Source organism: Streptomyces sp. NPDC107498 (genome assembly GCF_055582805.1).
Genome location: NZ_JBVJPE010000010.1, coordinates 62,637 through 85,390, shown reverse-complemented (window position 1 = coordinate 85,390; position 22,754 = coordinate 62,637). Strand labels below are relative to the sequence as shown.

Here is a 22,754-nt window from a genome sequence, read left to right as displayed (position 1 = left end):
GGGTGCCGGTGGGCCCCGCCGTGCTGCGATGATGGGGGCATGGCCACCGTCCCGCCCCCGGCGTCCTCCCCGGTCGGTTCCCCCGCCCCGGCAGGGCGGGCACCGCTCGCCACCGAGCGGCTGGTCCTGCGGCCCGTCCGGAGCGGTGACGTGCCGGACGTGACGCGGCTGTGGACCGACCCCCGGGTGCGGCACCACCTCGGCGGCCCCGTCATCGACGCGGTCGTCCGGATCCGGCAGCGGCGGATCGTGGGGGCGCCCGGCTGCCACGCCGTCGTCAGGGCCGAGGACGACGTCCTCGTGGGTCTGGTCACGGTGGAGGACGGCGCGCGGAACGGGGAGACGGAGGTCTCGTACCAGTTCCTGCCGGAGCACTGGGGACGGGGGTACGCGCGCGAGGCGGTCGACGCGGTCGTCGGCCTGGTCCTGGAGGGCGCGCCGAGCGTGGTCGCGCTCACGCAGGAGGCGAACGCCCCCTCGCGGCGGCTCCTGGAGGCCCTCGGCTTCGAGCACGCGGAGTCCTTCGTGGAGTGGGAGGCCCGCCAGGTGCTCTACCGGCGGTGCGCTTGAGGACCGCCGGGCCCCCACCGGGCCGCTCACCCGCGCCCGGCGCCCCGTACGATCTGCGGACCGTCCACCAGGGCGTCCGTGTCCAGGTTTCCCCGAGGAGATCCGACCCATGTCCTTCCTGGTGATCGGCGAGTGCGTCGCCGACATCGTCCGCGCCCCCGCCGGCTCCGGCGCCGCCGACCGTGTCCACCCGGGCGGCAGCCCCGCCAACGTCGCCTACGGCCTCGCCCGCCTCGGCCGGGACGTCGGCCTGCTCACCCAGCTCGCCGACGACCCCGCCGGTCGGCTGATCGCGGACCATCTGGAGGGCGCGGGGGTACGGGTGGAGATCGGCGGCGTTCCGGCACGGACCCCGTCGGCGGTCGTCGGGCTCGACGGGCAGGGCCGGGCCGCGTACGCCTTCGACATCGCCTGGACGCTGGAGACCGGCGCGCCGTCGGCCGGGACGCCCGCCCATGTGCACATCGGCTCGATCGCCGCCGTGACCGCTCCGGGCGCGGCCACCGTCCTCGCCGAGGTCGAGCGGCTCCGCGACCGGGCCACGGTCAGCTACGACCCGAACGTGCGGCCCGCCCTGATGGGGGAGCACGGCGCCGCCGTCGCCCGCGTCGAGCGCTGCGTCGCGCTCAGCGACCTGGTGAAGGCGAGCGACGAGGACCTGGCCTGGCTGTACCCCGGCGAGGACCCGCGGACGGTCGCCGCCCGCTGGCTGGCCCTCGGCCCGGCCGTCGTCCTGGTCACCCGGGGCGCGGCCGGCTCGCTCGCCCTCACCCGGCACCACACGGCCGCCGTCGAGGCGCCGACGGTCACCGTCGTCGACACGGTCGGCGCGGGCGACTCCTTCATGTCGGCCGTCCTCGACCTCCTCGCCGGGCGGGGGCGGGAGGCTCTCGACGGCCTCGGCCCCGAGGACCTCGCGGGGCTGCTGCGCGGGGCGGGCGCGGCGGCGGCCGTCACGGTCTCCCGGGCCGGCGCGCTGCCGCCCGACCGGGTCGAACTGGACGCGGCCCGGGAGGAGTTCGCCCTCAGACCCGGGCGTGTGTCGTGATGTCCGAGGCGAACTGCTCGACCATCTCCGGCGTGACCGTCGGCCGGCACTCGGCGATGGCCTCCAGGTAGTCCGCGGTGCTCGCGCCGGGCGCCGGGACGTCCCCGCCGCGTCCGCCGACCGCGACCAGGTCCCGCTCGAAGGAGGCCTGGGCGGCGATCCGCGCCGCGTGCTCGATGTCGGCGGGGGTGAACAGCTCGCTCGCGAGCACCAGTTCGTCGATGTCGACGTCCGGTCGCCCGTCGGTGTAGCGGGACCAGATCGCGGCCCGCGCCGCCTTGTCCGGCGTGCCGATCGGGATGAGGTAGTCGAACCGGCCGGGCCGCAGGAACGCCGGGTCGAGGGAGCGGATCGAGTTGGTCGCGCAGACGAGCAGGCGCTCGTCGCGCTCCCGGAAGCCCGGTATCAGCTTCAGGAGCTCGTTCGTCACCCCGTGCATGCCGCCCGGCTGGGCGGGCTCCGAGCGGACCGGGGCGATCTCCTCGACCTCGTCGATGAAGACCAGGACCCGCTCCAGCTCGGCGATCCGCGCGAACGCGGACCGCAGGGCGGCGGCGAGGTTCCCCTCGTCGGCGAGGCGGGACGGCAGGATCTCCACGAAGGGCCAGCCGAGCCGGGAGGCGATGCCCCGCGCGAACGTGGTCTTCCCGGTGCCGGGCGGGCCGAACAGGCAGATCGCGCGCGGCGGCCGCACCCCGTGCCGGGTGGCCCGCTCCGGCTCGGCCAGCGGCAGCACCACCCGGCGCTCGATCAGGTCCTTCTCCCGTTCCATGCCGGCGACCTTCGCCCACAGGTCGCCCGGGAGCAGCCGGCCGCCCAGGTCGTCCAGGAGCCCGGCGGCGGGGCCGTGCAGCGGTTCCACCTTCTCGAAGTACGCGACGGCCGGCTGGCGCGTGTACCCGGCGTTCAGCAGGCCCTCGCCGAGGAGCTCCTCCTCCGGCAGGACGTACGCGATGCGCCCGACGCGTGCCGCGACGAGCCGGCGTTCCAGCTCCACGAGCAGGGCGCTGGCGAGGCCGCGCCCGCGCCACGCCGAGGAGATCGCGATCCGCATGACCCAGGCCCGCTCGCCGGAGACGCAGGCGAGCGCCGCCCCGATGGGGGCGCCCTGGTGCACGGCGACCACGGCCGGCTGACGGGTGGTGAGGGCGCCGATGCACTCGGCGAGGGAGAAGACGGACTCCTGCCCGAGCTCGGCGGTGGTGTCGATCAGATGGACGACGGCGGCGAGATCGCTCTCGCGGTAGTCGTGGATGTGCCAGTTCACCGGTGGTACCGCCCCTCGTTCGTGCTGTTGCGGCGAGGCTAGGCGGGACGGCGGGGCCGGGGCCTGCGCCACCCTGCACAAGGAGGCGCGGTCCATCACTCCGTACCGGCTCTATGCACCCGCTTCCGGAAGGCGCGAAACCCCCGGGAGCGGGCCTTCCGGGGGTTTCGGCGAAGGAGCGGGGAGCGTCAGTGGGCCTGGGCCGCCTTCGGGTTCGGGCCGTAGGCGTTCTGCTGCCGCTCGCCCTCGGTCGCGAGGAAGACGATCAGGACGATGCAGCCGACCAGCGGGATCAGACCGATGAGGAGCCACCAGCCGGAGCGGCCGGTGTCGTGCAGGCGGCGGACCATCACGCCCAGGTGCGGCAGCAGCACGGCCAGGAAGTACACCGCGTAAAGCAGCGGGAAGGTGCCGATCGTCAGGTCGACCGCCAGCACGACGAGCACCGCGATGATGTTGAAAAGGAGGAAGATCCAGTGTTCCTTGCGGCGCGCGCGGCCGTCGAACACCACGTACTTCTTGAGAACGTCGAGATACCAGTTCACTTTGTCCCCCCGAGGACTGGGTGTGCGAGCGGGAGCCTGTCCCGGTGGGGCAAGCCTTGTGCAGAACGTATGCAGCGGAAAGCGTGCGGGTCAATTCGCCTCCCGGCAAACGCAGTTCACGCGCAGGACGCGGTGAACGGCGGCACCTCCGGGAGAGGAGGCGCCGCCGTTCCGGGAGAGGATCGATGGATGTCGGGGGCGAGGGTCAGGACGTCACGTCCTCCTCTTGGTCATCAGCAGTCCGCCGGCCGTGAGGGAGAACAGGCAGACGCACGCGCCGGTGATCACGTTGCTGAGGATCGTGCCCGTGTCGGGGTTCCGCGACACCACCCACGGGGAGACGATCAGCCACGCGCCCATGAGCAGGACGACGAAGTTCAGGTCCTGCGACCGTTCGGGGACCATCGACATGCACAGACCGAGCACCGCGAGGGAGATGCCGACGATCAGGTTGCTGATGGCGAGTTCCGGCCGGGCGGCGGCGAAGTGGACCGTCCACGCGGAGATCGCGGCGTACACGCCGGCGAGGATCACGAGCTCCTCGACCGCCGCGACACCCCTGGTCTGGAGCATGCGGGCGTAACGGTCCCGCATTTCCGGGGCGTCGGGGTGTCCTGTGATGTCACCGTGACGGTGAGAGACGTCGGCCATGTGACTCGCCTCCTTCGGCGTCGTTCGTGTCTGGCCGCACTGCGGCGATTGCGCCGCTGCTCCATTGTGCTCTTATATGTCCTTTATGTGTAGATCCGCCCGGTGAGAGATGTGTACAGAAAAAGGGTGATCGACATGAAGGGATTCACCAAGGTGCCTTTCCGTTCGACGAAAACTCGACGCGGAACCGGACCCTTCCTCGTGTCGAGGTGCGGGCCTCCTCCGTCCGGTGGCCCGCGCCGTCCCGGCGTAGCCTGGAAATGGACTCGGGGACCGGACTTTCCCACCGCCGGGAGTGCGCGATGGCCGGCATCGTACGAAAGAGCTTCGACTCAGCGGACGAGACGCGTCCCTTCGAGGACGGCAAGGGCAGGCTGGACCTGATCAACGGCGACGGGGGCTCGGTGGGCCGGGCCGTCTTCGAGTCGGGCTGGCAGTGGACCAAGCACATCAAGCCCCTCGCCGGCACCGACAGCTGCCAGGCCTCGCACGTCGGGTACGTGGTCAGCGGCCGGATGAAGGTCGTCATGGACGACGGCGAGACGGCGGAGTTCGGAGCGGGCGACTACATGGAGGTCAAGCCCGGACACGACGCCTGGGTCCTCGGCGACGAGCCCTGTGTGGTCATCGACTGGACGGGCTTCACGGACTACGCCATGCCGCAGTCCTCCTGACGGGCGCCTTCGCGCCGTTCTCGCCCTGCGGTCGCGCCGGTGCGCGAGGGACGCGGTCGCCCGCGGGGCCCTGCCGCGGGCGTCCCCGCGGGGCGAGCGGTCCTATCCATAGGCGTCGGTGACGCAGTCGGCGGCGCAGCGCCAGTGCTCGAACCTCTGGCGGAGCGCCGCCGCCGCGTGCCGCCGCTCCACCTCCGTGCGGCCGTACCGCTCCTCGGCCGTCCGCACCACCGCCCCGACGGTGACGATCGCCGGCTCCCCCTCGCCGGCGGACCGGCGGGCCTCCGCGATCACGTGGTCGGCCGCCCGCCGGAGGTCCCGGGCGTACTCCCGCTGCGCGACGGACCGCGCCCGCGAGGCGGCGAACGGCCGTACGGCCCGCCCCTTCCAGATCACCCCGGCGGCCATGAGGGCGGCCCCGGACAGGAACCAGAGCGTCCATCCCACGGCTCCGGCGTCCCATCTCATCACCGCCGCCTTCCCCCACGACCCGAGGGTCCCTGTCGAGCTTCCGAGTCTAGGGGGCGGGCCCGCGAAGGCCCGTAGCCCCGGCGGTCGGTCTCTCACGGCTCCGACGGTCGGTCTCCAAGGCTGGTCTCCGGCAGTCGGCCTCCGGCGGCGGAGCACACCGGGTCGACACGGGATTGACACGTGTAAGTACGCGGTGACAGGCTCCTTTTCCGGCCCCACGTGCCCGCGCAGAAGGAGCAGCGCCCCATGAGCACCACCGTCACCACCGCCCGAGGTCCCGTGCGCGGCGAGCGCCGCGCGGACGGCAGCCTGCGCTTCCTCGGCATCCCGTACGCGCAGCCGCCCGTCGGCGGGCTCCGCTTCGCGGCCCCCGTACCGCCGGAGCCCTGGTCGGAGCCGCTGGACGCGACGGCGTACGGGCCGACGGCCCAGCGCCGACCGTTCGCCGAGGTCACGACGATCCCGGAGCCGTCGATCCCGGGCGCGGGGGTGCTGAACCTGAACGTGTTCACACCGTCGGCGCATCCGGAGGCCGGTCTGCCGGTGCTGGTCTGGATCCACGGCGGCGGGTACGTGGCGGGTTCGGCGGCGAGCCCCTGGTACGATGGCGCCGCGTTCAACCGGGACGGAGTCGTGCTCGTCTCGGTCGGCTACCGCCTCGGGATCGAGGGGTTCCTGCACCTGGAGGGCGCGCCGGACAACCGGGGCGTACGGGACTGGATCGCGGCCCTGGAATGGGTGCGGGACAACATCACGGCCTTCGGCGGCGACCCGGCGAAGGTCACGGTCGCCGGCCAGTCGGCGGGCGGCGGCGCCGTGCAGACGCTACTCGCGGTCCCGTCGGCGCGGGGCCTGTTCCGGGGCGCGCTCTCCGTCTCGGGCGCGGTCGTGCGGCCCGACGGCCCCGAGGCCGCCCGCGCCGCGGCCCGGCTGTTCACGTCCCGCACCGGCGTCCCGGCGACCGTCGCGGCCCTGCGGGACCTGACCGACGACGAGCTCCTCGACCTCCAGGACCGGATGTCCGCGCCGGGTCCGGACCGCGAGGGACTGCCGCCGATGCCGGCCCTCGCCCCCTTCGCCGACGGCGAGCTGCTCCCCGTGCCCGTCCTGGACGCCCTGACGACGGGCGGGGCCGGCGCGGACGTACCGCTGATGCTCGGCTTCACCGAGGACGAGTTCACGATGGTCCCCCCGCCCGGCCCCGGCGCCCCGCCGCTGCCCGTCCTCCTCGGCGGGCTCGGTCTGGACCCCGCCGGGGTCGACGCCTTCACCGAGGCGTACGCGGCGGGCGGTGAGGAGCGGTACTTCGGCCAGGCGCTGACGGACACGCTCTTCCGCGCCCCGAACCTCGCCGTCGCGGACGCCCGCGCCGCCCGTGAACGCCCCACCTGGTTCTACGAGTTCCGCTGGCGCTCGCCGGCCGTCGGCCTCGCCTTCCACTGCCTGGACCTGCCCTTCGCCTTCGACCTCCTCGACGCCGAGGGCGTCGCGGCCGTCGCCGGGGCCGAGCCGCCGCGCGCGCTCGCCGACGCCCTGCACCGGGCGTGGGTCGCGTTCGTCACCGACCAGGACCCGGGCGCCGACTGGCCGCGCTACACCGCCGTGGAGCGGGCCGTGAAGATCTGGGACGCGGAACCCCGGACCGCCCCGGACGCCGTGCGCGGAGTGCGTGAACTCTGGCTCGACCGACCGGGACGGTCGAGCGGTCCGAGGGAGACGGCCTAGTCGCCGGTCGTGCCGTCGAGCAGCTCGCGCAGGATGTCCAGGTGGCCGTTGTGGCGGGCCGTCTCCTCGGTGAGGTGGAGGAGGATCCAGCGGAGGTCGACGTGGAGGCCGCTCCGCACCGGGCGTTCGGCCTTGGCGTCCAGGCCGTTCCCTGCGACCAGTTCGCGGTAGCGGGCGCTCTGCGCGGCGTACTCGTCGAGCAGCTGCGGGAGGGGGAGGTCGACGGCGATCCGCATCTCGCGGTCGGGGTCCTCCTCGGTCCACGGTCCCTGGTCCTCCTCGCCGAGGAAGACCACCTGGAACCAGTAGTACTCGACCCAGCGGAGGTGGTTGATCAGGCCGCTCATGGTCATCAGCGGCGAGCCCGGCAGGAGGGCCTTGCGGGCGTTCTCCGGGGAGACGCCCTCGCACTTGGCTCGGGCGGTGTCACGGGCGTAATCGAGGAACGTGGTGAGCTGGGTGCGCTCGTCCCACGCGGGCGGTGTGTCGTCGATTCTGGTCATCGTGCGAAGCGTCCCCGATCACCGTGACCGGTGTCGAAGCATTTATCGATGTCACCGCACCCCCTAGCATCGGGCCCAGCCCACCCGCCACGGACGGATCGGAACGCCAGATGCCGAAGGACTTCGCCGAGCTCTCCACGCCGCTGATCGCCGACGCCTGCGTACGGCTCGGTGAGCCGCTGCGGGCCGCGCCCGCCGGGATCCTGCCCGTCACCGCCGGGCAGCGCGTCGCCGGCCGGGTGCTGCCCGTCCGCCACTACGGGAGCGTCGACGTCTTCCTGGAGGCCTTCACGCGCGCCGCGCCCGGGGACGTCCTCGTCATCGACAACGCGGGCCGCCGCGACGAGGCCTGCATCGGCGACCTCGCCGTCCTGGAGGCGGAAGCGGCGGGCGTCGCCGGAGTCGTCGTCTGGGGCCTGCACCGGGACACCCCGGACCTGATCGAGATCGGACTGCCCGTCTTCTCGTACGGACGCCACGCACCCGGCCCCGTCCACCTCGACGACCAGGACCCGGACGCGCTGACCACCGCGCGGTTCGGCGACCACCTGGTGACCGCCGCCGACGTGGTGTTCGGCGACGACGACGGCGTGCTCTTCGTGACGGCCGACCGCGTGGACGCCGTCCTGGAGACCGCCCGGTCCCTCTTCCGCACCGAGCGGGAACAGGCCCGCCGGATCCGGGCGGGGGAGACCCTGCGCGTCCAGACCCGCTTCGACGAGTACCTCGCCGGCCGCGCCGAGGACCCCTCGTACACCTTCCGCCGCCACCTGCGCCGGATCGGCGGCGCGATCGAGGAGTGACCGCGCCGCCCGCGGTTCAGCCCTCGAAGCCGACCGTGCCGTCCGGCAGGATCGCCTCCACGCGCGCCCCGTGCTCCACGGTCCGGCTCACCGTGCAGAACTTCTCGTGCGTCAGGCGCACCCCCCGGGCGAACACCTCGGCCGCCTTGGGGTTGTTGTCCGGCAGGTCGAACTCGTAGCTCACCCGGATCCGGCCCACCCGGCCGTCGTCCTCCGGTCCCGACACCGACTCCACCACGATCCGCAGGTCGTCGTGGTCCACCGCCCGGGCCGTCCGGTCGACGACGAGGCCGCCGCAGCCGCCCATCGCCGCGAGCAGCAACTCGACCGGCGTGAACGACGGCTGCGCGTCCGCGTCGTCGGCGGCGGCCATCCGGACCTCCGCGCCCCGGTCGTTGCGGGCGGTCCAGTTCCGGTACCCGGTGCGGACGGTCTCGATCCGGTAGTCGGCCATGACGGTGGGCTCCTTCGTTCACGTGCGTGTTCCCGTACGGTACGCGCCGGAGGCGACGGAAGCCTCAGACGCCCCGCGCGTCCGCGCGGGCACGGACGACCGCGCCCCACGCCTCCGACACCGCGCCCCAGACCGACCGGAGTTCCGGCTCCGCCTCCCGTACCGCCGCCACCGCCGCCCCGGGGTCGCCGCCCGCCGAGCGCAGCTCCTCCCCCTCGGCCGCCGCCCACGCCGCGACCGTCTCCGCGTCCACCTCCGGATGGAACTGCACCGCCCAGGCCGCGCCGCCCACCCGGAACGCCTGGTACGGGCAGTCGTCACCCGTCAGCAGCGGCACGGCGCCGGCCGGCGGACGGTCCACCTCGTCCCAGTGCCACTGCGCCGCCGGAGCGCCCTCCGGCACCCCGCCGAGCACCGGGTCGCCCTCGGCGGCCGGCAGTCTGCGCAGCGGCACGGCACCCACCTCGGGCCCCTGGGGCCGCCGCGCCACCGAACCGCCCAGGGCGTGGGCGACGATCTGGCCGCCCAGGCATATCCCCAGCAGCGGCACCTCCCCGGCCACGGCCTCGCGGACGAGCGTGCGGACCCCGGGCAGCCAGGGCGCGGCCCCGTCGTCCTCGCAGTTCACGGCCCCGCCGAGGACGATCAGCCCCGCGTGGCCGCCCAGCGTCCCCGGGAGCGCCTCGCCCCGCCAGGCACGCCTCACGTCCAGGCGGAGCCCGGCCCGCACGAGGTGCTCGCCGACCAGGCCGGGGCCGGCGCCCTCCTCGTGCTGCACGACGAGCACGACCGGCCCGCCGTGCTCCGCCCCACCCGCTCCGGCCGCACCGGTCTCCCTCGTCCCCGTCGTCACGGTCGCCCCGCTCCCCATGTCCCGTCCCGGAACGCCCGGGTGCGTTCGCTCCCCCGAGGATCGCCGAGAAAGCGCCGATGCGGGAGCCCTTGGGCACCGGTGGGCGAGGACGCCTGAGTAGCGCGGTACGGACGGCTGAGTACCCCGACCGATGCGGCGGACCGCCGCCCGCCGATGAACTGGGGCCATGACCTTCGACGCCCGGCGCAACCGCCGCCTCCAGCACGTCACCGCCACCGGCACGGCCCTCGCGGTGGCCCTCGGCCCGCTGGTCGTCGGCGCGCTGCTCGCCAAGTCGGTCGGCGGGGACCCGATGGTCTCCGTCAACGCCCTGATCGCGGGCGGCGGCCAGCGCGCCCGGATCTCCCGCGCCCAGCTCCGCTCGGGCACCCGCCTCCGCGGACGGCCCCGCGCCGGGTTCCGGCCCCGTGCCGGCCTCCGGAGCCGGGGGGCCGTTCCGCGGCCCGGCTCAGGCGTGCCGCCTGCGCGCCAGGAGGAAGGCCTGCGGCGTCTTCTCCCCGGAGTCCGGCTCCCGCACCAGACGGGCCGACTCGACCAGGCCCGCCGCGCCCAGCAGGGCCGCGAGACGGTCGGGTGACCAGCGGTACACGTCGAGGGCGACCTCGTGCCCGTACGCCCGCTCCAGCCGCACCCGCTCGTCGCCCACCTTGAAGGCGACCAGCGCGTACCCGCCCGGCGCGAGGACCCGGTGGAACTCGGCGAAACAGGCGGCGAGTTCGTCCTCGGGCATGTGCACCGTCGAGTACCAGGAGAGGACCCCGCCGAGCGACGCGTCGGGCAGGTCGAGTCCGGTCATGGACCCCACCTCGAAGCGCAGCCCCCGGTAGGTGTCCCGGGCGACCGCGATCATCCCGGGCGACAGGTCCACGCCGAAGGCGTCGGCTCCCGTCTCCCGCAGGTGGGAGGTCACCCGGCCCGTTCCGCAGCCCAGGTCGCCGATCGTGCGCGGCCCGTCCGCCGCCTCCACCTTCTCCACGAAGCCGGCGAGCATCGCCCGGTCCAGCGGCGCCGTCGCCAACTGGTGGGCGAGCAAACGCTCGTAGTCGACGGCGACGGTGTCGTAGGAACGGCGGGTGGCGGTGACGTGCGCGGCTTCGGTCATGAACGGGACCCTACGACGGCGTCACGACGCCCTCCGCGACCCGGCGCTCCGCGCACGCCGCCCTCCGCCACCCGGCGCCCCCGCGCACGACGCCCTCGCGGGGCGTCTCCCCAGGACGTCCACGTCCGAACGGCTCCCGGGGGTCCCGCACATGAGCGGTGATCGTCGTCTCTGAGGACACCCGGGAGCAGCCCGCCGGGTTCACGGCGAAAGGCACACCGAATGGCGAGGCGGCACCCCGCGCGGGACGACGACCACACGAGCGGCGCCGGGGACGCGCGCCCGGCCGACCGGAGCGCACCCGGCATCGGGCGGCGCCGGTTCCTCGGGTACGTCCTGGCGGCGCCCACCCTGACCGTCGCCGCCCAGCTCGGCGCCGAGGCCCTCGCCCCGCGCCCGGCCGCCGCGGCGACACCGGCCCTCGTCCCCTCGCTGCCGGGACCGGCCGAACTCCTCGACCTCAACGAGCTCCTCACGCTCGCCGCCCTGCCCACCGGCCACCTCATCACCATCCGCGTCGACACCGACGGCACCGCCCACTTCGCCCTGCCCCGCGCCGAGGTCGGCCAGGGCGTCACCACCTCCAGCGCCATGATCGTCGCGGAGGAACTCGACCTGCCCCTGGACAAGGTGCGGGTCACCCTCGCCGACGCCCGTCCCGAGCTGCTCTTCAACCAGCTCACCGGCGGCTCCAACACCACCTTCTCCACCTACACCCCCATCCGGGTCGCCGCCGCCCTCGCCCGCGGACGGCTCCTCCACGCCGCCTCCCTCGTCCTCGGCGAGGCCGTCGACGCCCTCACGACGAAGGCCGGCACCGTCGTCTCCCCGGCCGGCGCGCTCCTCGGCTACGGCGAACTGGCCGTCAAGGCCGCCGCCCTCGCCGACGCGGCGGTGGAGGTCACGCTCGAGGACCCGGACCGCTTCCGCGTCATCGGCACCGGGCAGCGCCGCGTGGACGCCCTCGAAGCGGTCACCGGGCGCAAGAAGTTCGCCATGGACCTCCAGGTCCCGGACGCGCTGCCCACCATGGTCTGCCGGCCGCCGACCATCAACGGCACGGTCCGCTCCGTCGCCAACCTCGCCGAGGTCCGGGCCATGCCCGGCATCACCGACGTCGTCACCGTCTCCACCGGCGTCGCCGTCCGCGGCCGCACCTTCGGCCAGTGCGTCGACGCCGTCCGCGCCCTCCGCGTCGACTGGGGACCGGGCACGGCCGAGGGCGCCTCCGACGCCACGGTCCTGGAGAAGCTCCGCCGGGCCGAACTCCCGCTCGCCGTCCCGCCGCTGCCGCTCCTCACCCAGGCGGTCGACGCCCGCTTCACCTTCCACTTCGCCAGCAACGCCGCCCTGGAGACCAACTGCGCGATCGCGGACGTGCGGAAGGACTCGGCCGAGATCTGGGCCTCGCTCAAGGCGCCGATCGTCGCCCAGGAACAGATCGCCCTCACGCTCGGCCTGCCGCCCACCGCCGTCCGCGTCCACGTCACCGAGGGCGGCGGCTCCTTCGGCCGCAAGCTGTTCTCCGACGCCGCCCACGAGGCCGCCGAGATCTCCCGGGCCCTCGGCAAGCCGGTGAAGCTGATGTGGCACCGCACCGACGACTTCCGCCAGGGCCGTACGCACCCGATGTCCGCCTCCCGGGTCCGGGCCACCCACGCGCTCGGCGAGGTCCTCACGTACGAGCAGCGCCACACCTCCGTGGCCACCGACTTCGGGCACGGCATCGGCGAGGTCCTCACGGCGGAGGCGGCCCGGCTCCCCGTCGCCGACGCGGCCTTCTCCGAGACGATGTTCCAGCTCACCCAGATCAGCCCCTACCACCTCGGCGTCACCACCCAGCTCCTCGCCGAGACCGACAAGGGCTTCAACACCGGCTCCATGCGGAACATCTACTCGCCCAACGTCCGCTGCGCCCAGGAGCTCGTCATCGACGAACCGGCCCGGCGGACGGGCCGGGACCGGTACGCGATGCGGCGCCGGCTCCTCAAGGACGCGCGGGCCCGCGCCGTCCTCGACGAGGTCGCCGAGGCGGGGGAGCGGGGCCGGAGCATGCCCGCCGGCACGGGCCGGGGCATCGCCGTCCACACCGAGTACCACTCCGCCGTCGCGGTCCTCGCCGAGATCGACTGCCGTCCCGAGACCACCGGACGCACGATCCCGGGCGCGTACACCGGGCCCCGCGTGGCCAGGGTCGTCTGCGCCGTCGACGTCGGCCTCGCGGTCAACCCGCGCGGCCTGGAGGCCCAGATGACGGGCGGCATCTCCGACGGCATCGCCCTCGCCCTGACGTCCGGGCTCCACCTGAGCGAGGGGCACTTCCTCGAAGGCAGCTGGGACCAGTACTTCTACACCCGGCAGTGGAACACCCCGCCCGAGCTGGAGATCATCGTGATGCCGCCGAGCGGCGACGAGCCGGGCGGTGCGGGGGAGCTGGCGGTCGCCGGCGCCATGGCCGCCGTCGCCTGCGCCTACGGCCGGGCCACCGGCTCGATGCCGACGGTCTTCCCCGTCAACCACGCCGAGCCGCTCGCCTTCACGCCCCTGCCGACCGTCCCGCCCGTCCCGACCTCGCCCACCGACGGCCGCGACCGCACCGTCTGAGACCTGGAGCCCCCGTGCCGCAGCACACCTTCATCCTGAACGGCAAGGCCGTCACCGCCGACGTCGAGGGCGACGTCCGGCTCCTCTGGGTCCTCCGGGACGTCCTCGGCGTCACCGGCCCCAAGTACGGCTGCGGGGTCGGCGTCTGCCGGGCCTGCACGAGCCACCTCAACGGCAAGGCGTTCACCCCCTGCGCCGTGCGCGTCGACGACGTGGCCCCGACCGACGAGATCACCACCATCGAGGGCCTCCCGGACACCGTCGGCGCCGAGCTCCATCCCATGCAGGAGGCCTGGCTCGACCTCGACGTGGCCCAGTGCGGCTTCTGCCAGCCGGGCCAGATCATGGCCGCGGTGGCCACCGTCCGCCGGGTGCGCGAGACGGGACGCGAGGTCACCGAGGCCGACCTCGACACCATCCGCAACATCTGCCGGTGCGGCACCTACCACCGCATCCGGCGGGCCGTCCTGGAGGGCGCCCGCCGGATGGGATGAGATCGGTTCGCACCACGAAGGTATTCTTGCCGCATGGCGAAGGACGACGGCGGGAAGATGAGCGTGGTCACCGCGTTGGTGCGCGGCGCGTTCCTCGTGAACGCGGTCTACGCGCAGGCGGGCAGGGAGTACGGGCTGACGCCGCAACAGGGCCAGCTGCTCTGCGTCCTGATGCCGGGCCCGTCCGGGATGGGCGAGCTCGGCACCAAGCTGGGGCTCGCTAAGTCCAGTCTGACCGGGCTCGTCGACCGGACCTCCCGCCTCGGCTTCGTCCGCCGCGAACCCGACCCGGAGGACCGGCGGGCCGTGCGGGTGACGCTCACCGAGGACGGCGCGCGCGTCGCCGAGGACTTCTACACGGAGACCTGCCGGCGGATCGAGGAGCTGCCCTCGGGGCTCGGAGCACCCGAGCGCGAGCGGTTGGCGGCCCTGCTCGGCCGGGTCGTCCAGGACAACGAGGTTCCGGTCGTCTTCGTCGACCCGGCCTGAGCGACGGGGAGCCCCCCGGCCCGGTTCCGTACCGCCCCGCGGGCTCAGGGCGTCGACTGGAGCAGGGCGAGCGTGGACTCCAGTTCCTGCCGCGTCAGGCGCGCGGCCTCCTCGGGATCGCCCGCCTCCACCGCTCGGACCACGTCGGCGTGAGCGTCCTCGCCGTGCCGCAGGTCCGTGCCCCGGAGGCCGAGCAGGTCCAGGAGCTCGATCAGGCCCTCGCGGAGCACCGGCGCGAACTCCCCGAACAGATCGCTCAGGACCGGGTTGCGAGCCGCGGCCACGATCGTCGCGTGCAGGGCGATGTCGGCGTCCACGAAGGCCGCGTCGTCGCCCCCTGCGGCCTCCCGCCGCCCCGTCAGCGCCTCCCGCATCGCCGTCACGTCCTCCTCGGTCCGGCGCAGCGCCGCGAGGCGCGCCGCCTCCACCTCGACCAGCATCCGCACCTCGTAGACGTCCGTCACCGCCGCCCTGCGCAGGCGGGCCGGCCAGTCCTCCGTCGGCCGGGTCGCGGTCACGAAGACGCCGGCGCCCTGCCGGGGCTGCACGAGGCCCGCGCCCGCCAGGGCCCGCAGCGCCTCGCGGACCGTGGAGCGTCCCACGCCCAGCTCCTTGGCGAGCGTGGTCTCGCCGGGGAGTTTCGTGCCGACCGGCCAGTGGCCCCGGACGATCTGCTCGCGCAGCCGCTCGGTGGCCTGTTCGACCAGAGGGCTGGGGCGCAGGGCGTCGAGCGGCATGGGGTCACCTGATTCTCTGATGGTCCGGTGTTTCTCTGCTGCCCGGATCCCGGGCACGTGGTCCGGATCCCGGGCGCGTCCTCCGGATCGCGGGAACGCTGCGAGGAATGTACCCGAAGTCGACGAACTTGTCTGAGGAGTACTTGTCTGAGGAGCTGAGGAGTGGATACGGTACCCGCCATGATCCGCGATCCCCAGCGCCCGAGCCCCATGCCGTACCACCGCTACCGCCCGTTCCAGGAGCGCGTCCACGTACCCGAGTTCGACCGCCACTGGCCCGCCGCCCGCCTGGAGCGCGCCCCGCTCTGGGTCCCCGTCGACCTCCGCGACGGCAACCAGGCCCTCGCCGAGCCCATGGACACCGAGCGCAAGCGCCGCTTCTTCGACCTGCTCGTCCGCACCGGCTTCAAGGAGATCGAGGTCGGCTACCCCTCCGCCAGCCGCGCCGACTTCGACTTCGTCCGCCACCTCGCCGGACTCGTCGCCGCCGGAGCCGTCCCCGAGGACGTCACTCCCGTCGTCTTCACCCCGGCCCGCCCCGAACTCATCGAGCGCACCTTCGCGGCCGTCGACGGTCTGCCCCGCGCCGTCGTCCACCTCTACATCGCGACCTCGCCGGTCTGGCGCGAGACCGTCCTCGGCCGCGACCGCGCCGAGGTCCGGCGCACCGTCCACGAGGCCGCCGCGCTCATGGCGCGGCTCGCCGAGGCCCGCCCGGGCGCCGACATCCGCTTCCAGTTCTCCCCGGAGACCTTCAACCTCACCGAACCGGACTACGTCCTGGAGCTGTGCGACGGCCTCACCGCGCTCTGGGACGCGAGCCCGGACCGGCCGGTCACCCACAACCTGCCCGCGACCGTCGAGATCTCCACCCCGAACGTGTACGCCGACCAGATCGAGTACGTGCACCGCCACCTCGACCGCCGGGACTCCGTGATCCTCTCCGTCCACCCCCACAACGACCGCGGCACCGGAGTCGCCTGCGCCGAACTCGCCGTCCTCGCCGGAGCCCAGCGCGTCGAGGGCTGCCTCTTCGGCAACGGCGAACGCACCGGCAACGTCGACCTGGTGACCCTCGCCCTCAACCTCTACGCCCAGGGCGTCGACCCCATGCTCGACCTCTCCGACATCGACGCCGTCCGCGACGTCGTCGAGCACTGCAACCGGATCCCCGTCCACCCCCGCCACCCCTACGCGGGCGACCTCGTCCACACCGCCTTCTCCGGCACCCACCAGGACGCCATCAGCAAGGGTCTCGCCCGGCACGCCGAGGACGCCGCCGAGGCCGGGGTCCCGCCGGAGCTCGCCCCCTGGAACGTGCCCTACCTGCCCCTCGACCCCGCCGACCTCGGCCGCGGATACGAGGCCGTCATCCGCGTCAACTCCCAGTCCGGCAAGGGCGGGGTCGCCCATCTGCTCCGCACCCGCCACGGCCTCGACCTGCCGGACCGGATGCGCCCGGACGTCTCACGGGCCGTCCAGGCGGTGACCGACGACACCGGCCGCGAAGCCACCCCCGACGACCTCCGCGCGCTCTTCCGGACGGCCTACCTGGAGCCCGGCCGGGGGGGCGGCCCCGTCGCCCTGGAGTCCTGGAGCGCCGACCGCGACGCGGAGGACGGGCACCGCTTCACCTGCGTCCTGCGCGTCGACGACCGCACCGCGCCCGCGGAGGGCCGGGGGAACGGGCCGCTGTCCGCCCTGGCCGACGCGCTCACCCGGGCCGGAGTCGCCGACACCGTCGACGTGCTCGACTTCGCCGAGCACGCCGTCACCACGGGCAGCGCGGGCGAGGCCGCCGCCTACGTCGAGTGCCGGGTGGGGGACCGCACCGCCTGGGGCGCGGGCCTGGACACCTCCGTCCTCACCGCCTCGGTGCAGGCCGTCCTCTCCGCCGTGAACCGGGCGCACACGGCATGAGGCCGTCCCCGCGCCCGGCCGCGCCGACGCCGCCGCACTCCGTGGAGCGGCACGACGGCCGCCAGGCCGCGCGGCGGGCACGGGCTACGCCGACGAGCCCGCCGCCAACTTCGCCCGCACCACGTCGAGGTACTCCGCCACCGCGTCCCGGTTCCGGGTCAGGCAGCGGATCCGGTTGGTCATCCGGTCCCGCTCGTTCTCCAGGGTCTCCAGCATCTCCGGGGTCGCGTCGGGGAAGTGGATGGTCCTCGGCCTGTTCAGGCAGGGGAGGATCTGCTTGATGATCCGGGTGGGCAGTCCGGCGTCGAGCAGGCCCCGGATCTGCATCACCCGGTCCACGTTCGACCCGTCGTAGACCCGGTAGCCGTTCGGCAGCCGGTCCGCGACGATGAGGCCCTGTTCCTCGTAGTACCGCAGCAGTCTGCGCGGCGTGCCGGTGCGTTCGGACAGCTCGCCGATCCTCATCGAAAGCCCCTCCGGGGAATCGCTCGCCAGGGAATCGCTTGACCTTCACATCGGTGTGAGGGTTCGAGCATACGGACATGACCCACGACACGACAGGGGCGGCCGCTCCCGCCCCTCCCGCGCCCGTCCGCCCCGAACTCCGCCCCGCGTCCGGCCGGTTGCCCCTTCCGGCACTGCTCGCCCTCGCCACCGCCGTCTTCGTCACCAGCCTCACCGAGACCCTCCCGGCCGGGGTCCTGCCCGGCATGAGCGCCGACCTCGGCGTCGGCGAGGCCGCCATGGGGCAGTCGGTCACCGCCTACGCCCTCGGCACGGCCCTCACCGCCGTCCCGCTGGCCGCCCGCACCGCCGACCGGCGCCGCAAGCACCTGCTGCTCACCTCGACGGCCGGCTTCGCCGCCGCCAACACGGTCACGGCGGTCTCCTCCTCGTACGTCCTCACCATGGGCGCCCGCTTCCTCGCCGGGGTCGCCGCGGGCGTCGCCTGGGCCCTGCTCGCCGGCTACGCCCGCCGCCTCGCCCCCGCGCACCTCCAGGGCCGCGCGGTCGCCGTCGCGATGACCGGCATCCCGCTCGCGCTCTCCCTCGGCGTCCCGGCCGGCACCTTCCTCGGCGACGCCGTCGGCTGGCGGGCCGCCTTCACCGCCATGACCGTGATCGCCGTCGCGCTCCTCGGCTGGATCGTCCTCGCCGTCCCCGACCTGCCGGGCGAACCGCGCGGCGGGCGCGCGCCGGTCGCCCGCACCCTGCGCACCCCCGGCGTCCTCCCCGTCCTCGCCGTCACCTTCGCCCTCGTCCTGGCCCACACCGTCCTCTACGCCTATGTCGCCGCCTATCTCGACCACCTCGGCCTCGCCGGCTCCACCGGCCTCGTCCTGCTGGTCTTCGGCGCCGCCTCGCTCGTCGGGATCTGGTTCACGGGTCGTCACGTCGACCGCCGGCTCCGGGCCCTGACCCTCGCCGGAACGCTCCTCTTCGCCGTCGCCGCGGCCGCCTTCGCCGTCCCCGCGGCGAGCACCGCCCCGGTCCTCGTGGCCGCGGCGCTCTGGGGCCTCGGCTGGGGCGGTGCGCCCACCCTCCTGCAGACGGCCGTCGCGGAGGCGGGCGGGGACGACGCCGACACCGCGCAGACGATGCTGGTCAGCCTCTGGAACGCGGCCATGGCGGCGGGCGGCGTCGCGGGCGGCCTCCTCCTCGACGGGCTCGGCGCCGGCGCCCTGCCCTGGAGCGTCCTCGTGCTGCTCGTCCCGGTGCTCGCCCTCGTGACCGGCGCCCGCGCCCACGGCTTCCCGGCCCGCGGGTGAACCCGGCCCGTCCCGCCGGACGCACCGGGGCCCCCACCGCGTGCGGTGGGGGCCCCGGTGCGTTCCGAGCCGGCTCAGACGGCCGGCGGCACCCGGGACGGGCGGCCCGTGCCGCGCGTCAGGACGTAGCCGCCGATGCCCGCGAGCGCGGCCAGGACGCCGCCCGCGAGGGTCCAGACCCAGCGGTCGGACCACCAGCCGGAGGACCAGCCGTCCTCCGGGGCCGCCGCCTCGACGGCGGTCTTCCGGCCGGCGTCCTCGTCCGCCTTCGCCCGGTCGGCGGTGGTCGCCCCCGGGACGAGCGGCGCGGCGAGCGAGCCGTCCGTGGCGTGGGCGCCGCCCTCGTCGAGGACGTCGGCCCCGATCCGCGCGGTGAACGGCTGGCCGAGGTCCTCGTCCGGGCCGCCGGTGACGGTCAGCCGGACGTGGTAGCTGCCGGGCAGCGGGTCGTTCGCCCAGGCGTCGGCCGAGGCCCGGACCGGGCGCAGCACACAGGCCAGCTCCACGGTCGCGGCCTCCTTCGCCGCCGTGCGGGACTGCATCCCGTACATGCACGGCTGACGCCGCCGCAGCCCGTCGTACACGTCGATCCGCCAGGTGGCGGGCCCGTGCCGCAGGGCGGCGTCGGGCAGCGTGACCGTGGCCCGCACGGTCGGCCGCTCCCCGGTGTCGGCGGGGAACACCCAGTACAGGTAGTCACCCGTGGCGGCCTGTGCCGTGGCCTGCTGCCCCGGGAGGAACCGGGCGGCCGTACGGAAGGTGGTGCCGGCCTCCGTGGGACCGGCCTCCCCGGAGGAGGACGCCGAGGGGCCGGGCGAGTCGGCCAGGGCGGCCGGGGCCGCGAGGCCGAGCAGGGCGGCGCCGGTGAGCACGGCCGTGGCGAGCACGCGTACGGTACGCATCAGTTGGTCCTCCAGACGGCGACGCGCCAGCGGGACAGCCAGCCCCAGAGCAGACCGGCCAGGAAGCCGGCGAGGACCAGCACGCCGAGCAGCCACCAGCCGCGGCCGAGACCGAACGAGGCGACGTCCGACGCGCTCGACGGGCCGTCGACGACGTCCACCGTCAGCTCGACCGGCATGCCCGGCGTCGTCTTGACCGACGGGGGAGCGGAGAAGGAGTTGCTGACCTGGAGGCAGACCGTCTCGGCCGCCGGCTCGGTGTCCCCGGGCCCGTCGTCGGCCTCCGGCTTCGGGTAGCGCAGTCCGGTCGAGATCACGTCCGTGCGTCCGTCGCCCGCCTCGGAGCCGCGGACGACCTCCCGGCCGTGGAGCGTGACGGCGCGCAGCAGCACCCCGTAGTCGTCGTTGACGGCCCGGTCGGCCGACACGCTGACGGAGGCGCGCAGTTCCTGGCCGGGCAGCAGGTCCACCCGGTACCAGCGGTGCTCGCCGAAGGACTCGCGGTCCGTGTAGAGACCGGGCTCCAGCTGCGGCGCCCCGTCGCACCGCGCCGCGCCCCGCGTGGCCACGGGGGTGACGACCGGGTCGGCCGCGCGGTCGACCAACTGCCGGACGCGGCGGGAGAGTTCGTCGGTGCGGTGGACCGAGGTGTACGTGCCTCCGGTCGCCTCCGCGATGCAGGTGAGCTGCTGCCGGGTCTTGGCGTCCGGCACGAGGCCCAGGGTGTCGATGACGAGGTGGATGCCCTTCGCCGCGATCTCCCGCGCCACCTGGCACGGGTCGAGCGGGGCGCAGGTGTCCTCGCCGTCCGTGATGAGCACGATCCGCTTGGTCGCCCCGTCCTCGCCGAGGTCGTCGGCCGCGCCGAGCAGCGCCGGGCCGATCGGCGTCCAGCCGGTCGGGGCGAGGGTGGCGACGGCGGTCTTGGCCTCGGTCCGGTCGAGCGGTCCGACCGGATACAGCGGGCGGGTGTCCTTGCAGCCGCGCTTGCGGTCGTTGCCGGGGTAGTCGGCGCCGAGCGTGCGGATGCCGAGCCGCACCTCCTCCGGCACCGCGTCCAGGACCTCGTTGAAGGCCTGCTTGGCGGCGCTCATGCGGGACTTGCCGTCGATGTCCTTGGCCCGCATGGAGCCGCTGACGTCGAGGACCAGCTCGACCTTGGGGGATTCCTTCGCCACCGGTTCGTCGGCGGCCGCGCCCGTCGGCAGGAGCGCGGCGCTCAGGGCGGCGAGCAGCGCGCAGGCCCCGGTCGCCAGCCGTTTTCTCGTGATCATCGCCGGATCGTATTGATGATCGTCCGACAAACCAAAACCGGGGTGGGGGGTCAGCTCCCCTGGCTGTTGAGGAAACCGATGACGCAGGCGCCCCACCAGCCGGTCTGACTGACGGTCGCGGCGAGGCCCGAGCGGACGAGCAGCCGGCGCGGGACGGTGCCGGTGCGGTGGACCTCCAGGAGCTGGCCGAGCCGGTGGGCCCACAGGCCGTTGAGGGTGACGGCGACGACGAGGCCCAGCTTGACCAGGGTCAACGGGGAGTGGAGGTCGGGGCGGAGGAAGAGGCCGGAGACGACGAGTCCGCCGAGCCCGGCCCAGATCGGCGTCTGGAGGGCGACGGCCGTGTCGAGGACGGAGGCCAGCGGCCGCTTCCCGGTCAGCCAGAGCACGGCGAGCCAGTCGACGGCGAGCACCGAACCGAGCCCGACGACGAGGGAGGCGACGTGGAGGAAGCGGGCCACCGTCAGCAGGGAGGCGTCCGCGTGGACGTGTCCGGCGGTCCAGCAGGCCGCCGCGATGCCGGCGGTGGCGACGAGCCCGAGGGCGGTGAGGAGCCAGGAGGGGGTGAGCTCCTGCGCGGGTCTGAGCTCCTGCGCGGTTCTGGACATGAGTTGATCTTCCGGACGTAAGGACGGCATAACTTAGGTAAGGCGAAGCTAAGTCTCACCTGTGTGCACGTCAAGCCGGTGTGGCGCACGTCCCAACCCTCGGAAGGCGCGGTCGGCGGTGCTCCGGACGGGGGGGCTCGGGCCCGCGCCCGGCGCCCCGGACCGAGCGCCGGTTCCCGTGCGCCGGGGCGTCGCCGGACCGTGTCAGGAGCCCCGCCCCGTGCATCGGGTTCCAGGCCGTGAAGGTCGCGTTCCGGTCGGTGAGGTGGTCGATCCCGTGGGCGTCAGTCCTCCGCGGCCAGGCGCCGCACCTCGCCCAGCGCCTCGCTCACCGCTGCCGGGATGTCCGTCACCGGGAAGCGCGCGTGCCGCACCGTGCCCTCGCGGTCGACGACCAGCACGGACCGTTTCAGTCGCAGCAGTTGTCCGGCGCGGAAGGTGGGCAGGCGCAGGGCGGCGGCGAGACGGAGGTCGACGTCGGAGAGGAGGGTGAAGGGGATGTCCTCCTGGCTCGCGAACGCACGCTGCTCGTCGGGGCGTTGGGTGCTGACGCCGCGCACCTCCGCGCCCTCCGCGCGGAAGTCCTCGTACGCGTCCCGGAAGAGACGGTTCTCCAGCGTGCAGCCGACGGTGCCCGGGATCTGTGACCAGCCCTCCGGCAGGGGGCCGGGGCTCCCGGTCGCCGGATAGCAGAACAGGACGGTGGCCACGCCGTCGGCCACCGGGTCGACCGGCGCGCCGTCCCGGTGGCCGGGCAGCCGCAGGCGCGGCAGCCGCCGGCCCGTCAGGTCCGCGACGCGCCGTGCCTCCGCGCTCGTCCCGTCGGCGGTGCCGCTGAGCGAGCCGTCGCCGAGGAGCCAGCGGTCGGCCCAGTCCTGCATCGACAGCAGGACCGGCAGCAACCCCCTGCCGCTCTCGGTCAGCCGGTACTCGTGCCGCGTCGGCCGCTCCTGGTAGGGGACCTTCTCCAGCACCCCCGCCTCCACCAGGTGCGCCAGACGTTCGGTGAGCACCTTCCGGGAGATGCCCAGCTCTTCCTGGAGCGCGTCGAACCGGTGGTGCCCCCGGGCGGTCTCCCGGATCAGGAGCAGGCTCCACCAGTCGCCGACCACCGCCGCCGCCTGCGCGATCGCGCAGGCGGCGTCCCGCTCGGGAACCGACCTCATCACTGCGTCTCCCCTTCTGCGCGCACGGCGGTCGTTCGTCGGGACCATCTTGCGCCATGAGGTCGGTTCCCGATAGAAACTCACCCGGAACAAGTGAGTTCCCA

General features: G+C 74.2%; 24 protein-coding genes. 10 read left to right on the top strand and 14 right to left on the bottom strand.

Annotated features, from left to right (window positions below):
- Window positions 1–39: 39 nt before the first annotated feature.
- Both ACZ66Z_RS19280 and ACZ66Z_RS19275 read left to right on the top strand, forming a co-directional pair.
- Window positions 40–570: a GNAT family N-acetyltransferase gene (locus ACZ66Z_RS19280; RefSeq protein ID WP_469935426.1), complete on the top strand. Its 531-nt coding sequence runs from the start codon at window positions 40–42 to the stop codon at window positions 568–570.
- A gap of 109 nt (window positions 571–679) precedes the next feature.
- Window positions 680–1,618 (top strand): carbohydrate kinase family protein, encoded by a 939-nt coding sequence (locus ACZ66Z_RS19275; protein ID WP_469935424.1) that lies wholly within the window; start codon window positions 680–682, stop codon window positions 1,616–1,618.
- On the opposite strand, the gene ACZ66Z_RS19270 is transcribed toward ACZ66Z_RS19275, so the two are convergent.
- From ACZ66Z_RS19270 to ACZ66Z_RS19260, 3 genes are all read right to left on the bottom strand, one after another.
- Window positions 1,596–2,885 carry an ATP-binding protein gene (locus ACZ66Z_RS19270; protein ID WP_469935422.1) on the bottom strand — a complete coding sequence of 430 codons (1,290 nt, stop codon included), beginning with the start codon at window positions 2,883–2,885 and terminating at the stop codon, window positions 1,596–1,598. The two genes, ACZ66Z_RS19275 and ACZ66Z_RS19270, sit on opposite strands and share 23 nt — an antisense overlap.
- 188 nt (window positions 2,886–3,073) lie before the next feature.
- A complete protein-coding gene (locus ACZ66Z_RS19265; RefSeq protein ID WP_469935420.1) occupies window positions 3,074–3,430 on the bottom strand; it encodes a DUF805 domain-containing protein in 357 nt (118 codons plus the stop codon).
- Window positions 3,431–3,643: 213 nt separating this feature from the next.
- Window positions 3,644–4,081: an SPW repeat protein gene (locus tag ACZ66Z_RS19260; protein ID WP_469935418.1), complete on the bottom strand. Its 438-nt coding sequence runs from the start codon at window positions 4,079–4,081 to the stop codon at window positions 3,644–3,646.
- A gap of 302 nt (window positions 4,082–4,383) precedes the next feature.
- Between ACZ66Z_RS19260 and ACZ66Z_RS19255 the strand changes: the two genes are divergently transcribed.
- Window positions 4,384–4,755: a cupin domain-containing protein gene (locus tag ACZ66Z_RS19255; protein WP_469935416.1), complete on the top strand. Its 372-nt coding sequence runs from the start codon at window positions 4,384–4,386 to the stop codon at window positions 4,753–4,755.
- A gap of 102 nt (window positions 4,756–4,857) precedes the next feature.
- Here ACZ66Z_RS19255 and ACZ66Z_RS19250 read toward each other — a convergent pair whose 3' ends face one another.
- Complete coding sequence (locus ACZ66Z_RS19250; protein ID WP_469935415.1) at window positions 4,858–5,223, bottom strand: hypothetical protein; 366 nt, start codon at window positions 5,221–5,223, stop codon at window positions 4,858–4,860.
- Window positions 5,224–5,472: 249 nt separating this feature from the next.
- On the opposite strand from ACZ66Z_RS19250, the gene ACZ66Z_RS19245 reads away from it, so the two are divergent.
- Window positions 5,473–6,951 (top strand): carboxylesterase/lipase family protein, encoded by a 1,479-nt coding sequence (locus ACZ66Z_RS19245; RefSeq protein ID WP_469935414.1) that lies wholly within the window; start codon window positions 5,473–5,475, stop codon window positions 6,949–6,951.
- Here the strand turns inward: ACZ66Z_RS19245 and ACZ66Z_RS19240 are convergent.
- Complete coding sequence (locus ACZ66Z_RS19240; RefSeq protein ID WP_469935413.1) at window positions 6,948–7,454, bottom strand: DinB family protein; 507 nt, start codon at window positions 7,452–7,454, stop codon at window positions 6,948–6,950. The two genes, ACZ66Z_RS19245 and ACZ66Z_RS19240, sit on opposite strands and share 4 nt — an antisense overlap.
- A gap of 110 nt (window positions 7,455–7,564) precedes the next feature.
- Between ACZ66Z_RS19240 and ACZ66Z_RS19235 the strand changes: the two genes are divergently transcribed.
- Window positions 7,565–8,257 (top strand): RraA family protein, encoded by a 693-nt coding sequence (locus ACZ66Z_RS19235; RefSeq protein ID WP_469935412.1) that lies wholly within the window; start codon window positions 7,565–7,567, stop codon window positions 8,255–8,257.
- Window positions 8,258–8,273: 16 nt separating this feature from the next.
- Here the strand turns inward: ACZ66Z_RS19235 and ACZ66Z_RS19230 are convergent, their stop codons facing one another.
- From ACZ66Z_RS19230 to ACZ66Z_RS19220, 3 genes are all read right to left on the bottom strand, one after another.
- Complete coding sequence (locus ACZ66Z_RS19230) at window positions 8,274–8,711, bottom strand: OsmC family protein (protein ID WP_030689015.1); 438 nt, start codon at window positions 8,709–8,711, stop codon at window positions 8,274–8,276.
- A gap of 64 nt (window positions 8,712–8,775) precedes the next feature.
- Window positions 8,776–9,564: a type 1 glutamine amidotransferase gene (locus ACZ66Z_RS19225; RefSeq protein ID WP_469935410.1), complete on the bottom strand. Its 789-nt coding sequence runs from the start codon at window positions 9,562–9,564 to the stop codon at window positions 8,776–8,778.
- A gap of 469 nt (window positions 9,565–10,033) precedes the next feature.
- Window positions 10,034–10,687 (bottom strand): class I SAM-dependent methyltransferase, encoded by a 654-nt coding sequence (locus ACZ66Z_RS19220; protein WP_469935408.1) that lies wholly within the window; start codon window positions 10,685–10,687, stop codon window positions 10,034–10,036.
- Between the two features lie 222 nt (window positions 10,688–10,909).
- Between ACZ66Z_RS19220 and ACZ66Z_RS19215 the strand changes: the two genes are divergently transcribed.
- The 3 genes from ACZ66Z_RS19215 to ACZ66Z_RS19205 are packed head-to-tail and all read left to right on the top strand — an operon-like array spanning window position 10,910 to window position 14,274.
- Window positions 10,910–13,291, top strand: a complete 2,382-nt coding sequence (locus ACZ66Z_RS19215; protein ID WP_469935406.1) for a molybdopterin cofactor-binding domain-containing protein — start codon at window positions 10,910–10,912, stop codon at window positions 13,289–13,291.
- Between the two features lie 14 nt (window positions 13,292–13,305).
- Window positions 13,306–13,785 (top strand): (2Fe-2S)-binding protein, encoded by a 480-nt coding sequence (locus ACZ66Z_RS19210; protein ID WP_469935404.1) that lies wholly within the window; start codon window positions 13,306–13,308, stop codon window positions 13,783–13,785.
- Window positions 13,786–13,842: 57 nt separating this feature from the next.
- Entirely contained in the window at window positions 13,843–14,274 is a 432-nt protein-coding gene (locus tag ACZ66Z_RS19205; RefSeq protein ID WP_469935736.1) for a MarR family winged helix-turn-helix transcriptional regulator, read from the top strand.
- A gap of 44 nt (window positions 14,275–14,318) precedes the next feature.
- On the opposite strand, the gene ACZ66Z_RS19200 is transcribed toward ACZ66Z_RS19205, so the two are convergent.
- On the bottom strand, window positions 14,319–15,011 hold the full coding sequence (locus tag ACZ66Z_RS19200; RefSeq protein ID WP_469935402.1) for a FadR/GntR family transcriptional regulator: 693 nt from the start codon (window positions 15,009–15,011) through the stop codon (window positions 14,319–14,321).
- 180 nt (window positions 15,012–15,191) lie between these two features.
- On the opposite strand from ACZ66Z_RS19200, the gene leuA reads away from it, so the two are divergent.
- A complete protein-coding gene (gene leuA, locus ACZ66Z_RS19195) occupies window positions 15,192–16,931 on the top strand; it encodes a 2-isopropylmalate synthase (RefSeq protein ID WP_469935400.1) in 1,740 nt (579 codons plus the stop codon).
- Between the two features lie 84 nt (window positions 16,932–17,015).
- On the opposite strand, the gene ACZ66Z_RS19190 is transcribed toward leuA, so the two are convergent.
- The gene (locus ACZ66Z_RS19190) at window positions 17,016–17,396 is read right to left on the bottom strand and encodes a MerR family transcriptional regulator (RefSeq protein WP_469935398.1); all 381 of its coding nucleotides are present in this window, start codon (window positions 17,394–17,396) and stop codon (window positions 17,016–17,018) included.
- Between the two features lie 77 nt (window positions 17,397–17,473).
- Here ACZ66Z_RS19190 and ACZ66Z_RS19185 point away from each other — a divergent pair, with 77 nt between their 5' ends.
- Window positions 17,474–18,700, top strand: a complete 1,227-nt coding sequence (locus tag ACZ66Z_RS19185; protein ID WP_469935396.1) for an MFS transporter — start codon at window positions 17,474–17,476, stop codon at window positions 18,698–18,700.
- A 74-nt stretch (window positions 18,701–18,774) separates the two neighbouring features.
- On the opposite strand, the gene ACZ66Z_RS19180 is transcribed toward ACZ66Z_RS19185, so the two are convergent.
- From ACZ66Z_RS19180 to ACZ66Z_RS19165, 4 genes are all read right to left on the bottom strand, one after another.
- Window positions 18,775–19,602: a hypothetical protein gene (locus ACZ66Z_RS19180; RefSeq protein WP_469935394.1), complete on the bottom strand. Its 828-nt coding sequence runs from the start codon at window positions 19,600–19,602 to the stop codon at window positions 18,775–18,777.
- Window positions 19,602–20,876 (bottom strand): VWA domain-containing protein, encoded by a 1,275-nt coding sequence (locus tag ACZ66Z_RS19175; protein WP_469935392.1) that lies wholly within the window; start codon window positions 20,874–20,876, stop codon window positions 19,602–19,604. The genes ACZ66Z_RS19180 and ACZ66Z_RS19175 overlap by 1 nt, the downstream gene beginning before the upstream one ends.
- 50 nt (window positions 20,877–20,926) lie before the next feature.
- Window positions 20,927–21,484 carry a hypothetical protein gene (locus ACZ66Z_RS19170; RefSeq protein ID WP_469935390.1) on the bottom strand — a complete coding sequence of 186 codons (558 nt, stop codon included), beginning with the start codon at window positions 21,482–21,484 and terminating at the stop codon, window positions 20,927–20,929.
- Between the two features lie 284 nt (window positions 21,485–21,768).
- The gene (locus ACZ66Z_RS19165; protein ID WP_469935388.1) at window positions 21,769–22,650 is read right to left on the bottom strand and encodes a winged helix-turn-helix transcriptional regulator; all 882 of its coding nucleotides are present in this window, start codon (window positions 22,648–22,650) and stop codon (window positions 21,769–21,771) included.
- Window positions 22,651–22,754: the final 104 nt, after the last annotated feature.